Below are 12,601 nucleotides of genomic sequence, written 5' to 3'. Positions count from 1 at the left end.
TTTACTCTACAAAATTCTCATCCTTAAAACCTATCAAATATAATTTATTTTTGGCTCGGGTCATTGCCGTGTACAACCACCTAATATAATCTCTATTGATGCCGTCCGGCAAATACGGTTGTTCTATAAAAACAGTATTCCATTGTCCACCTTGTGATTTATGGCATGTAATTGCGTACGAGAATTTCACTTGAAGGCTGTTGAAATATTCGTTTGCTTTCACTTTTTGAAACTTTTGGAATTTGGTTTCACCTTCATAATCTTTCAATACTTCCTGATACAATCTATTGGATTCTTCATAGGTTAAAGATGGCGATTCACTTTTTATGGTGTCCATTAACAATACCGTTTCAAATGGAATCTGATTGGGGTAATCAATCATTCGTATTTTTACTTTGGCAAACTTAAAACCGTACAATTCTTTGATATTGAAAATTTCTAATATTTCGATAATATCACCATTGGCAATAAAACCGGCTTCATCAGAATCTTTCAACCAAAAATAATTGTTCTTTACCACCATCAGGAAATCTCCAGTTGATAGTTCGCTTTCTTTATCCAGGATTTTGGTTCTGATTTGCTCATTATATTGATTCGCCCTTTTATTGGAACGAACAATAAACGCGGTATCTTCAATACTATAATTACTGTAGGCAGAATTGATGGCATCTTGAATATCATAGCCATCGGTCAACCGAACTATATCTTTGAATTTCTTGACATCAAATTTGAATTCATCGATAAAGGAATCTTTCAATAATTCCCGAAGTTCCGTAGCGTTATGCAAAATCCCGGAATTTTCTTCCTGACGCATGACTTCATCCAACTCAATATGTTCTACTTCCTTATCATAATTCATTCCTAAAGTACGAATGTCCAAAGCGGGACTGATATCTAAATTCACCGGAGGCAACTGAGCGGTATCTCCCAATAAAATCATTTTGCAATTGGTTCCTGAATAGACATAGGAAATCAAATCATCTAATAAAGAACCGTTTTCATACAACTTAGAATCAGAATTTGTATCGGAAATCATCGATGCTTCATCGACTATGAAAATCGTGTTCTTGTGTTTATTTTGTTGCAACGTAAACGAAACGCCGCCACCGGAAGATTTCTTTGGAAAGTAGATTTTTTTATGAATCGTAAAAGCCGGTTTGTTCGAATAATTGGCAATTACTTTAGCCGCACGACCCGTTGGCGCCAGCAAAACATATTTTTTATTGATGTCTAATAAACTATTTACAATCGTAGAAATCACGGTTGTTTTTCCAGTTCCTGCGTATCCTTTTAAAACAAAAATAGTTCGGTTATCGGTTTCGGTTAAAAAAATAGCAATTTTTTGAAAAAAAATGTCCTGCTTATAGGTGGGTTGAAAAGGGAATTTTTTTTGTAAAAGACTATAAAACAGGGAGGAATTCATTTCGTGTTATTTGACTGCAAAGTAAAGAATGTTTTTTCAATTTCAAGGTCAATAGCAATTTCAATTTTCAATTACTGCCATTGAATTTTGTCATTGAATTTTGCCATTGTCATTGCTATTGTCATTGCTACTGTTATTGTCATTGCAATTGAGTTTTGTAATTGATTTTTGCCATTGCCATTGCAATTGATATTGTTATTGATTTTAAAATTTGTAAGTTTGCGTTGTTGAAAAAATCAATAGTATGATAAACATAGCCGAAAAAAAATATAAAAAACTTTCCATTCAAGTTTCCTTGACAGGACTTTCTTTTTGTTGTTTTGATACGCTAAATAATACGGTAACTTCATTTAACGAAGTTCATTTTGATACCTTTTGTAAAGCCACAAAAATTGAAGATTTGTTTGGTGATGCTTTTAGAGAACATCCGGAATTGAATGATTCTTATGATGAAATTCTGGTGATTCACAATAATAATCTTTCAACATTTGTACCTGAACCATTATTTGACGAAAATTTTTTAGGCAGTTATCTGCAATACAACACAAAAGTTTTTGAAACTGATTTTTTCGCTTTTGATGAAATTCCAAACTATCAAATGAATGCAGTTTACATTCCGTATGTGAATATCAATAATTTTTTCATTGATCAATTTGGCGCTTTCGATTACAAACATGCCAATAGTATTTTGGTTTCGAAACTTTTGGTTGCATCCAAAAACAAGGATGATAAAAAAATGTTTGTACATGTTAATACAGGTCATTTTGAAATCATTGTGGTTCAGAACCAAAAATTATTACTTTTTAATTCTTTTGATTATAAAACGCCGGAAGATTTCTTGTATTACATTTTATTCACCGCTGAGCAATTGAACTTAAATCCCGAAAACTTCGCATTGGAACTAATCGGAAATATAGATACCGAAAGTGATTATTTCAAAATCGCTTACAAATACATTCGCAACGTTTCCCTTATTGATGTGGAAGATTTGCGATGGAACAATTATTTTTCTGAGGCCGAAAACAGAAATCATTTTATACTTTTCAACTCATGAGAATCATTTCAGGAAAATACAAAGGAAGACGCATTTTTCCACCAAAAGGATTACCCGTTCGTCCCACAACCGATATGTCTAAAGAAGCATTATTTAATGTTTTGAACAACCATTTCAGTTTTGAAGGACTTAAAATATTAGATTTATTTGCCGGAACCGGAAACATCAGTTACGAATTTGCCTCACGGGGAAGTACTCCAATAACTTCTGTTGATGGTGATTTTGGTTGTGTAAAATTCATCAAGCAAGTTGCTGCCGAATATGATTTTAATATTGCCGCCACAAAAAGTGATGTTTTTGCTTATTTAGAAAGATGTAAAACCTCGTACGATATCATTTTTGCAGATCCTCCTTATGCTTTGGACCAAAAAACTTTCGAAAAAATTATCTTATTAGTTTTCGAAAAAGAATTACTTAATGAAGATGGAATGATGGTAATTGAGCATTCTAAATATACCAAACTAGATCACATGATTCACTTTTCGTTCCAGAAAAGTTATGGTGGTTCTATTTTTAGTTTTTTCGAAATTGGTTCTGGTGATAAAGAAGATTCTGAAAATGAATCAGACCAAAATGATGGTGAAGAAGAATAATCTTGATAGAATATAAAACAGAAAAGCTCTTGTAATTACAAGAGCTTTTCTGTTTTTAGTAACCATTTAAAGCAACTATTTGCCAATTACCCAACCCAAAGTAAAGTTTAAAACCGGTACTAAATCACTGTCATTTTTGTCAAAATTATAACCAACACCCATATTCAAATCAAGATTAAAATTCCCTTTGTACGTTCGTTGAAAACCCTAAACCGGCGCTATAGTGATCGATGCATTTTCAGGTAAAAAGTTATCATTAGTAGAAATCGATCTGAAATTATATAAAGCGGCCATAGCAACAAATCCTCCTGAATTATGGGACGTAAGTTTTCCTTTTCCTACCCTTTTCTCTAAATTGTAATAATGACGAAACTGCTCATTAATGTAAGGATAGAAGGTCCAGGTTTTCCCAAAACTATTAGATGTGTATCCGTAACCTGAACTCAATTCTGAGTAAAGTGTGTTTTTATCACTTAGACCATGTTCGTAAACAAATCCGGGAAGTAATACATTAATTTTAAATTGACTTTTTTCTACGACTGGTTTTTCTTGTGCGTTAGAATGTGAAATTGTCATTAAAATAAAAGAGCTGCAAGAGCTGCTTTACCATTGTTAGATACCGATAATTGCATGTATAGTTATTATTAAGTTCTCGATATATCATTTGTTTTATATCGGACGCAAACATAATACTAAATTCTAATTTGTCAGAATTTTATTTTAATAATAAACTCAATTTATCGTTAACTTCTCTAATACCATTTGGTAAATAGGCGTTGCAACTCCAAATTTTATTGCTTGATCTACCACATATTTTGTCAAGGAAACTACTTCAGTATTTCTTCCTGCCAATAAATCTCTGTGCATAGATGAGGTAGCATCTTTTGGAGTTTTTTCGAGTTTTATAATCGTCTGATTCACAATATCATATGGCAACGCTAGCCCTTTTGCAACAGCGACAGCAGTAATCTCGTTTAACAGTGAACTATAAATTGCTTTATTTTCAGGATTTTTTAAAATCCCTCCTATGTTTACGTTCAAATAGGAAGTAGCTGAAGCTAACGCTGAAATAAAAATGAACTTTTCCCAAACCGTTTCTTCGATATTTTCCACAAGATAACTTTCGATAGAAGCCTTTTCGAAAATGGATTGCAATACATTTAATTTGGAAACCGGAGCATTTTTAGAACCAAAAAATAGTTTTTCATAAGAACCCATTTTTTTGATAATTCCAGGTGATTCAATCATTGAAACAATATAAACACAACCTTGCAAAACAGTATTTTCAGAAAACAACTTTTGGATGCGTTCCGTGGCATCGACACCATTATATAAAGGTAGGATTATCGTGTTTGGGGTAATACAATTTTTTATGGTTTCAAAACTGGTTTCAATATCGTAGGTTTTAGTAGCGCAAATAAGGTAATCAAGTTTCCCAATTTCTTCTGGGTTGTTAGAAACTAAACTCGGAAAAGTACTTATTTCAGTAGTATCAGCAATAATTTTTAATCCATTTTTGGCTATTGCTTTTTGGGTTTCGCCTCTTGCAATAAATACGATTTCAATTGCATCTGATTCAAAATAAGCTTTGGCTAATAATCCTCCGAAGTAACCACCTACTCCACCCAATCCTAAAATCCCAATTCTTGTTTTCATATAGGTAAAAATTATTTTTTAGCAGTCATATATAGTATCGCCTTTTTATTTATTGGTGTTTACTTACGCAAACTTGTTGTTATTGGCTATTTCATAACTACTATTTAAAAATTAAACCATTAAGAAATTTAGAAAATTAAGCGTTGCGACTTAATGAAACTTAATTTCTTAATGGTTCTTTTTTAGATTTCACAATCTTTAGTTTTATTAAATCTTTTAATAAAAAATGCAGACCTATAAGCCGGATTCTGTCTCCAATAAATTAGAGCCTTATCATTTATCTAGATCACACATTACTGCGTGACTCAAGCTATCTACCCTTCAGCAACGAACGAGACGCCCTTAAATGCTGATATACTTGATATTTCACCGCATAGAGTTTACCTGGTTTCACTACAGCATTACCTGTACATACTTTCTGTTGCACTTGTCCTAATCCCGATAAATCGGAACCGACGGGTGTTACCCGCTATGCTTCCCTTTGGTGTCCGGACTTTCCTCCCTCTTGATTACTCAAAACGGCGATAAGGCGGTCTGCGGTGCAAATTTACACTATTTAATTCTTTTTTTTCATTTACTGTTATCTACTTTAACAAGCCTTTTACAATCAATTCATAATAAATTAGTTACCTTTAGTAAATAACTAAAAATCTCTATTATGTCAAATATGTATCACTATGCCACCGTTTCTAAAGCCTTAGACGATTTGAATGAGATGGGATTTACCTTTGATTTTAATCTTCATGAGGAAGATATTGTAAAAAATCCCAGCCACTATGAAATTCAACATATTTATCGTTACGAAGGAGATTCAAATCCAGATGACGAAGCAACAGTTTATGGTATAAAATCAACTTCTGGTAAAAAAGGTGTGTTTGTAGCGGGATATGCAGCAAATTCAGATAATGGTGCAGCAAGAGTTTTAATTGATCTTAGTATCAAAGGAAGAGACAAGTAAGCTCGTTTTCTAAAATAATTTAAAACTAAATCAAGAACTTAAATCAATTGTTTTTTAGGAGCTATATCCAGCTATCCGTTACAATCTTATCCGCCATCCCGAGGTTTCGGGACCAGCGTATAAGGATTATATCTTCAAACGCAGTTCACTGAACTCCATTAAAATTATAGTACTGTAAAGTAATCTGAGCTAGGAAATTTGGGAAACAAAAACCATTCTGAAAATTATAAAATCTTTCAATACTTAAATTTTTGCATCATTAAATTAAAACCTATATTTGCTTTCGAATAAAATTTCTATGGAACAATTTGTTGTATCGGCTCGTAAATATCGTCCTCAAACATTTAAAGATGTTGTAGGACAAAAAGCCATTACTAATACTTTATTGAATGCCATAGAAAGCAATCACTTAGCTTCAGCCTTGTTATTTACAGGACCACGTGGCGTTGGAAAAACAACTTGTGCCCGTATTTTGGCTCGTAAAATTAACCAGCCTGGATATGATGATCCCAATGAAGATTTCGCTTTTAATGTTTTCGAATTAGATGCTGCATCAAACAACTCAGTTGACGATATCCGAAATCTAATTGACCAAGTTCGAATCCCGCCACAAACGGGACAATACAAAGTATACATTATTGATGAGGTTCACATGTTGTCCTCGGCAGCTTTTAATGCTTTCTTGAAAACATTGGAAGAACCGCCAAAACATGCCATTTTTATTTTAGCTACGACCGAAAAACATAAAATTATTCCAACGATACTTTCTCGTTGTCAGATATTTGATTTCAAAAGAATTACCGTAAAAGATGCCAAAGAACATCTTGCCGAAGTGGCCACAAGTCAAGGCGTAGTATTTGAAGATGATGCTTTGCATATTATTGCTCAAAAAGCTGATGGCGCAATGCGTGATGCTTTGTCTATTTTTGACCGAGTAGTTTCTTTTTGTGGAAAAGATTTAACACGTCAAGCCGTTACGGAAAACTTGAATGTGTTGGATTACGAAACGTACATCAATGTAACCGATTTGATTTTGGAAAACAAAATCCCAGATTTATTGATGGCTTTCAACGAAATTCTTGCTAAAGGTTTTGATGCACACCATTTTGTATCCGGATTAGCTTCCCATTTTAGGGATTTATTGGTTTCTAAAACACCCGCAACTTTATCTTTATTAGAAGTTGGAGAACAAGCGCAGCAAATGTATGGTGTCCAAGCACAAAAATGCAGTCAAGACTTTCTTTTAAAAGGAATTGAAATTGCTAATGATTGTGATTTGAAATACAAACTGAGCCAAAACCAACGACTTCTTGTTGAACTTTGCCTGATGCAACTTGCCTCTATCACTTTTGATGGAGAAAAAAAAAAGTTAACCAATTTATAATTCCTCCTACTTACTTTAGAAAGAGCGATTACTCTATAGTAGAAAGTCCAAAAGTCAAAGTAGAAACCACTACAATTAATCCAATTGTAGCAGCAACACAAGAAAAAGAATCGGAAACTATTGTTAGTGCTCCTTCAGTTCCCACTCCAACAGTAAAAATTGATATTCCACAATCTAATGAACCAAAGGTTTCTGCGTTTTCATTAGCTAGTATTCGTGCCAAAAAAGCATTGGAAGAAAGCACCAGAGGGATTGTAAAAGAAGTGGCACACTTACCTACAGAATCTTTTACTGAAACAGAAATGTTATTGCATTGGAACAAATATGCACAACGTTTAGGAGATAAAGGCTATAAAATTATGGAGTCGTTATTACTTATTAACGATCCTAAATTAAACGGAACTTCCATCACAATTGAATTGCCAAATGAAGGATCTAAATTAGACTTCGAAAAAGAATTGAATGGACTTTTAGGACATTTAAAAGGACATTTACACAATCATGATATCACAATTGAGGTTATTGTGAATGAAAGTATTGAGAGCAAAAGAAGCTTTAATGATCAGGATCGATACAACAGACTTCATGAAATAAATCCAAATATTGAACTTTTACGAACAACATTTGGATTAGATTTAGATGCTTAAAATGTAAAATCAAAAAGAAATTAAATCTTTCCGTAATACATCGCTTTTACAATTCCATCAGAAAGCCCAATTTTAGGAACATAAATATTTCTTGCTCCACTCCATTTCATGGCGTTCAGATAAATTCTTGTAGCAGGAATAATTACATCGGCGCGATCCGGATTCAATCCTAATTCTGAAATTCTTTGTTCATAAGAAAGTGAATTCAAGAAAGCATATTGTGAATTCATATAAATATAAGACAATGGTTTTTCTTGTATTTTTCCGGACATCTTGAAAAGCTTATTAATATTCCCCCCTGAACCTATCAGAATGACTTCTTCATATTCTTCCGTATTTGTTTTGATCCATTTTTCAATTTCATCCCAAACCACATCACAAACCATATCATTTAATAAACGTACCGTTCCTGCTTTGAATGATCTTGAATTGATCAATTTACCATTCGAAAATAAAGTGAATTCGGTACTTCCACCGCCAACATCCACAAAAAGATACGTCTGATCCGTTTTTAATAAGTGATGTAAATCTGTTGAAGCGATTATTGCCGCTTCTTTTTTACCATCAATAATTTCTATTTTTATGTCGGCTTTTTTCTTTATTAGAGCAACAACTTCTTTGCCATTGTAGGCTTCGCGCATCGCTGAAGTTGCAAAAGCCATATAGCGTTCAACTTTATGCACCTTCATCAAAAGATTAAAAGCTTTCATAGCATCGCACATTCTTTCCAAATTCTCTTCTGAAATTTCACCTACGGTAAAGGCATCTTGTCCAAGACGAATTGGAACACGCACTAATGAACTCTTATTAAACTGCGGCTCTTTTCCCTCTTGTTCTACAATATTTACAATCAATAAACGCATGGCATTAGAACCAATATCGATTGCGGCATATTTTTTTATCTTAATCATTTTGGATTTGATTCGTTTATTCTTTTAGTTATTAATTGGCCTATTTATTAATTCTAAAATGAAAAAATTATTGAAAACATTAAACTAAACTGGAACAAATTATTATACTATTTTTTCCGTTTTTGACTCTAACTCAACTTTACTTTGATAGTATTTATAGGTTTCTAATTGTGCCCTAAAAACTGGATTATGATTTCGAACTCTATACTTATTATCTAATTTATAAGAATGATAACGGGCTTTTACATTCCCTTTCCAACCTATATCAAAGTTATCTATTAATTCATTTTTTATTTCCTGATCATATATTGGACAGGTAACTTCTACGCGACCATCAAGATTTCTTGTCATAAAATCAGCTGATGAAATATAAACTTCAGTTTGTCCAGCATTACCAAAAATATAAATTCTGGAATGTTCTAAATAATTATCTACAATACTTATAGCTTCAATATTATCACTCATACCTGGAATTCCTGGAATCAAGGAACAAATTCCTCTAACTTCGAGTTGAATTTTCACTCCTGCTCTACTGGCCTCATATAATTTATCTATCATTTCAAAATCAGATAAGCTATTCATTTTTAGCTTTATATGTGTTTTTCTTCCCGCTAATGCATGTGTAATCTCTCTATCAATTAATTTTATAAATCGGCTTCTGGTGTAATGCGGTGAAACTATAAGATGCTTATAGCGATGCACTCTGTAATTGATATCAAAAAACTCAAATATTCGCATAATATCTTTCAGGATTTGCTGATGACTCGTAAAAAGAGTTACATCAGTGTACACTTTTGCGGTTGATTCATTGAAATTCCCTGTTGAAATAAAGCCGTAACGTTTTATTTTATTATGTTCATTTCTTTCAATAACACATATTTTACTGTGTACTTTTAGTCCTTTTATTCCAAAGATTAACTCAATGCCTTCTGTTTGCATTTGCTCTGCATACGAAATATTGGAGGCTTCATCAAAACGAGCTTGCAATTCGATTTGAACAGTTACTTTTTTTCCGTTTTTGGCAGCATTTATCAGTGAACTAATGATTTGAGAATTTTTTGCTAATCGGTATAAAGTAATTTTTATCGAAGTTACTTTTGGATCTAATGCCGCTTCACGCAAAAACTTAGTCAAATAGGAAAAGGATTGATATGGAGCATTGAGCAAATAATCTCTTTCACTTATTTTTTCTAACATACTTCCTTCAAGACTTAATCCTGGAATTGGTAACGGATCATTGGTTTTGTACAATAAATCAAATCGACCTAGATTTGGAAAATTCATATAATCGCGTCTGTTATGGTATCTTCCACCAGGAATAATACTGTCAGTAGAAACGATTTTCATTTTATCAAGAAAAAATTGCAGGGTATCCTCTTCAATTAATTGGTCATAAATAAAGCGAACCGGTTCACCAATTCTACGATCTTTAACACTCAATGATATTTTTTCAATCATACTTTTGCTTAAATCACTATCGATGTCTAATTGAGCATCTCTGGTAATTTTTATCATATGTGCAGAAACACTTTCATAGTCAAAAATATTGAAAATACTGCTCAAATTATGTCTAATAACATCATCCAGAAGTATGACATACTGTTTCTCATTATTTGATGGTAAAACAACAAAACGGTTAATTGTTTTTGGAATTTCGATTACGGCATAACGAACTTCTGAATTTTTATTCATAACTAGCTTGATGGCTAAATATCCCGAAGTGTCTTTTAAAACAGGGAATTCTGCTAAATCATTCAAAATTATTGTTACTAATTCAGGGCTTAATTTTTGAATAAAAAAGTCTTTCAAAAAGATTTCCTGCTCAATTGTAATATCATTTTCAGTGATAATAAATATATTTTCTGTCTCAAGTTCAGCTTCAATAATATTTAATATTCGTAAACTTTCAGATTGTTGTTGGATTACAATTTCGGTAATATCTTTTACTAATTGCTGTGCAGAAATCCCTCCAAGATACTTTTCTCCAGTGATTCCTGTAAGACTTAATCGTCTGATGGCTGCAAAACGAACTCTGAAAAACTCATCTAAATTATTCGAAAATATACCTAAAAATCGTAATCTGTCTAATAGTGGAACTGAACTATCACCAGCCTCTTGAAGCACTCTGGCGTTGAAAGCTAACCAACTTTTTTCTCTATCAATGTATTTGTATTCTAATACTTTATTCATCTTAAATCTTTGGGAAATATTATTTTTTTTATTTTACCTTTTTTAATTTTTTTCCAATCATCTGTATCAAATTCTAAGGATACAAAACCGCTTGTAGGAATATTATCAATATAATTATCCCCAAATTTATTAACAAAATTTGTAATTGCACCATTATGTGCAAAAACAATAACACTTTCGAAAAGATTACTGCATGATTTAATAACTTCCTCCAATTTCTTTTCGTCAAAGGTATAAAGGTCGTCTTTGTAAACGATACTTTCTATAGGATAGGCTAAATTTTGAGCAAAAATTAACGCCGTGTTTGTTGCTCTTTTTGCAGAACTGGCCCAAATAATATACGTTTTGGGTATAAAATCTTTTGCATGAGTAGAAACAAGATGCGCATCTTTCATTCCTTGACAAGTCAAACCACGATCTTTATCATGCATTAGGACTTCCCAACTTGATTTTGCATGTCGAACTAATATTAAATTTTTCATAATCGAAATTCTAATTAAACATTAAAAAATTTAGGTTGAAGTAGTACAAATTAAATCACAATTTACGAAAGAAAGACTAAATGTGCTTCTTTTTTGATCGATTATTTAACAGTTCTAAAAAAGCAAGCTATGGTGAACTTATACACTAACACTTGTAAGACAATATAGCTGAATTTAACGTTTGTTTAAGTTTGACTCACTAAAATACTGATTTTCAAGATTTTTATAACGTTTTAAAACAGCGAATAGAGTACTTAAACGAGTATTTAAGTAATTGGTAGAAAAAAAAATTGGGGGGTAATTGAATTTGCATACTTTTATACTGTTATTCATTCTAGCTCAGAATAAATAGCCCAATTTTTAAAATATAACTTATGATAATAAGTATCCCAAATCAAATTGTTGACCTACAACAAAACTCTTACTTATCGCAAAACAAATTATTCAAAATTTATAAGAGAATAGCAAATGTTTATGTCGCACAAACGTATCAATCAAGCAATCTGATACTATCCTTCAAAAATTTAAAGTTTTTATCGATCATTTTGAAAACCAGAAATTCTTTCTTGTTTTCTAAAGCTCGTATAACAAATTTTCTAAAATTAAATAAGTACACATTTTCAGCCAATACATTAGCTTAACAAAGTAGTAAGTTCTTTATTTTTAAAATCCGAATATTTAAGATTTTAAAAATAAACAATAACTATAAAAACTAAAATTTCCTAGTTAAAATCCAAAAAAACAATATAAACTATAAGAAATCATGAATACATCATTAAACAGCATCAAAAAGAGCATTCTCACTTTTTTAGTATTACTTACTTTTTCAGGTCAGCTACTTGCTCAATCTTCACCTATTAAAATAACTGAATTGAGTTCTTATCTTCTTAATAAACCAGAGGCAAACAAACAGAGAATGGCAGCTTCAAGTAGTCAAAGCATAGAAGATCTAGTTTTTAAATCGCAGTCTGCGGTTTATTTAACTAATGGTATTATAAAAACCTTTGGAGATTATCCCTCTTGTATTTACACTGATGCTCAGTCTTTGTCAGGAATTGGAGATCCAACTATTTTTAAAAATAATATAGAAATAATTAATATAAAAATAAAAAATAGATCGGACTTAAATTATAAAGTTGACCTGATGCAATTTTCAGAATTTAGTAGCTTGAAATATTTCTATTTCAATAGTGATTTTACTATAACCGAAAAGGAAATTGCAAATATGATAGTAAACTATAATAACCAATATAGCATATTTTATAAAATAGACGAAGCAGAATAATTATACCTTTGATAAAAA

At 31.9% G+C, this 12,601-nt stretch carries 13 protein-coding genes and 1 other RNA gene; 6 read left to right on the top strand and 8 right to left on the bottom strand.

The window, feature by feature from the left end; all coding sequences use genetic code 11:
- Nucleotide 1: 1 nt before the first annotated feature.
- Nucleotides 2-1,423, bottom strand: coding sequence for an ATP-dependent DNA helicase (locus ACXX80_RS12360; protein ID WP_458553458.1), 1,422 nt, complete (start codon nt 1,421-1,423; stop codon nt 2-4).
- 244 nt (nt 1,424-1,667) lie between these two features.
- On the opposite strand from ACXX80_RS12360, the gene ACXX80_RS12355 reads away from it, so the two are divergent.
- On the top strand, nt 1,668-2,477 hold the full coding sequence (locus ACXX80_RS12355; protein ID WP_458553457.1) for a DUF3822 family protein: 810 nt from the start codon (nt 1,668-1,670) through the stop codon (nt 2,475-2,477).
- Entirely contained in the window at nt 2,474-3,070 is a 597-nt protein-coding gene (locus ACXX80_RS12350; RefSeq protein WP_458553456.1) for an RsmD family RNA methyltransferase, read from the top strand. Before ACXX80_RS12355 ends, ACXX80_RS12350 begins: the two co-directional genes overlap by 4 nt.
- 207 nt (nt 3,071-3,277) lie before the next feature.
- On the opposite strand, the gene ACXX80_RS12345 is transcribed toward ACXX80_RS12350, so the two are convergent.
- From ACXX80_RS12345 to rnpB, 3 genes are all read right to left on the bottom strand, one after another.
- On the bottom strand, nt 3,278-3,646 hold the full coding sequence (locus tag ACXX80_RS12345) for a hypothetical protein (RefSeq protein WP_458553455.1): 369 nt from the start codon (nt 3,644-3,646) through the stop codon (nt 3,278-3,280).
- 156 nt (nt 3,647-3,802) lie between these two features.
- Nucleotides 3,803-4,726, bottom strand: coding sequence for a ketopantoate reductase family protein (locus tag ACXX80_RS12340; protein ID WP_458553454.1), 924 nt, complete (start codon nt 4,724-4,726; stop codon nt 3,803-3,805).
- Between the two features lie 221 nt (nt 4,727-4,947).
- Nucleotides 4,948-5,267, bottom strand: an RNA gene (gene rnpB, locus ACXX80_RS12335) — RNase P RNA component class A.
- A gap of 117 nt (nt 5,268-5,384) precedes the next feature.
- On the opposite strand from rnpB, the gene ACXX80_RS12330 reads away from it, so the two are divergent.
- The gene (locus ACXX80_RS12330; RefSeq protein WP_417965884.1) at nt 5,385-5,684 is read left to right on the top strand and encodes a hypothetical protein; all 300 of its coding nucleotides are present in this window, start codon (nt 5,385-5,387) and stop codon (nt 5,682-5,684) included.
- A 298-nt stretch (nt 5,685-5,982) separates the two neighbouring features.
- Entirely contained in the window at nt 5,983-7,068 is a 1,086-nt protein-coding gene (dnaX, locus tag ACXX80_RS12325) for a DNA polymerase III subunit gamma/tau (RefSeq protein WP_458553453.1), read from the top strand.
- Between the two features lie 28 nt (nt 7,069-7,096).
- On the opposite strand, the gene ACXX80_RS12320 is transcribed toward dnaX, so the two are convergent.
- Nucleotides 7,097-7,291, bottom strand: a complete 195-nt coding sequence (locus ACXX80_RS12320) for a hypothetical protein (RefSeq protein ID WP_458553452.1) — start codon at nt 7,289-7,291, stop codon at nt 7,097-7,099.
- Between the two features lie 7 nt (nt 7,292-7,298).
- Between ACXX80_RS12320 and ACXX80_RS12315 the strand changes: the two genes are divergently transcribed.
- On the top strand, nt 7,299-7,715 hold the full coding sequence (locus ACXX80_RS12315; protein WP_282717971.1) for a DUF8439 domain-containing protein: 417 nt from the start codon (nt 7,299-7,301) through the stop codon (nt 7,713-7,715).
- A 20-nt stretch (nt 7,716-7,735) separates the two neighbouring features.
- Here ACXX80_RS12315 and ACXX80_RS12310 read toward each other — a convergent pair whose 3' ends face one another.
- The 3 genes from ACXX80_RS12310 to ACXX80_RS12300 form a co-directional block, all read right to left on the bottom strand.
- On the bottom strand, nt 7,736-8,626 hold the full coding sequence (locus tag ACXX80_RS12310) for a Ppx/GppA phosphatase family protein (protein WP_458553451.1): 891 nt from the start codon (nt 8,624-8,626) through the stop codon (nt 7,736-7,738).
- A gap of 102 nt (nt 8,627-8,728) precedes the next feature.
- Complete coding sequence (ppk1, locus tag ACXX80_RS12305; RefSeq protein WP_458553450.1) at nt 8,729-10,816, bottom strand: polyphosphate kinase 1; 2,088 nt, start codon at nt 10,814-10,816, stop codon at nt 8,729-8,731.
- Nucleotides 10,813-11,298 carry a SixA phosphatase family protein gene (locus tag ACXX80_RS12300; RefSeq protein ID WP_458553449.1) on the bottom strand — a complete coding sequence of 162 codons (486 nt, stop codon included), beginning with the start codon at nt 11,296-11,298 and terminating at the stop codon, nt 10,813-10,815. The genes ppk1 and ACXX80_RS12300 overlap by 4 nt, the downstream gene beginning before the upstream one ends.
- 763 nt (nt 11,299-12,061) lie before the next feature.
- Between ACXX80_RS12300 and ACXX80_RS12295 the strand changes: the two genes are divergently transcribed.
- The gene (locus ACXX80_RS12295) at nt 12,062-12,583 is read left to right on the top strand and encodes a hypothetical protein (RefSeq protein WP_458553448.1); all 522 of its coding nucleotides are present in this window, start codon (nt 12,062-12,064) and stop codon (nt 12,581-12,583) included.
- The last annotated feature ends 18 nt before the right edge of the window (nt 12,584-12,601 follow it).

It is taken from the genome of Flavobacterium sp. GNP002 (genome assembly GCF_054343795.1).
Note: the sequence above shows the minus strand (reverse complement) of the source record. Positions and strands in the feature narration are given on the sequence as shown.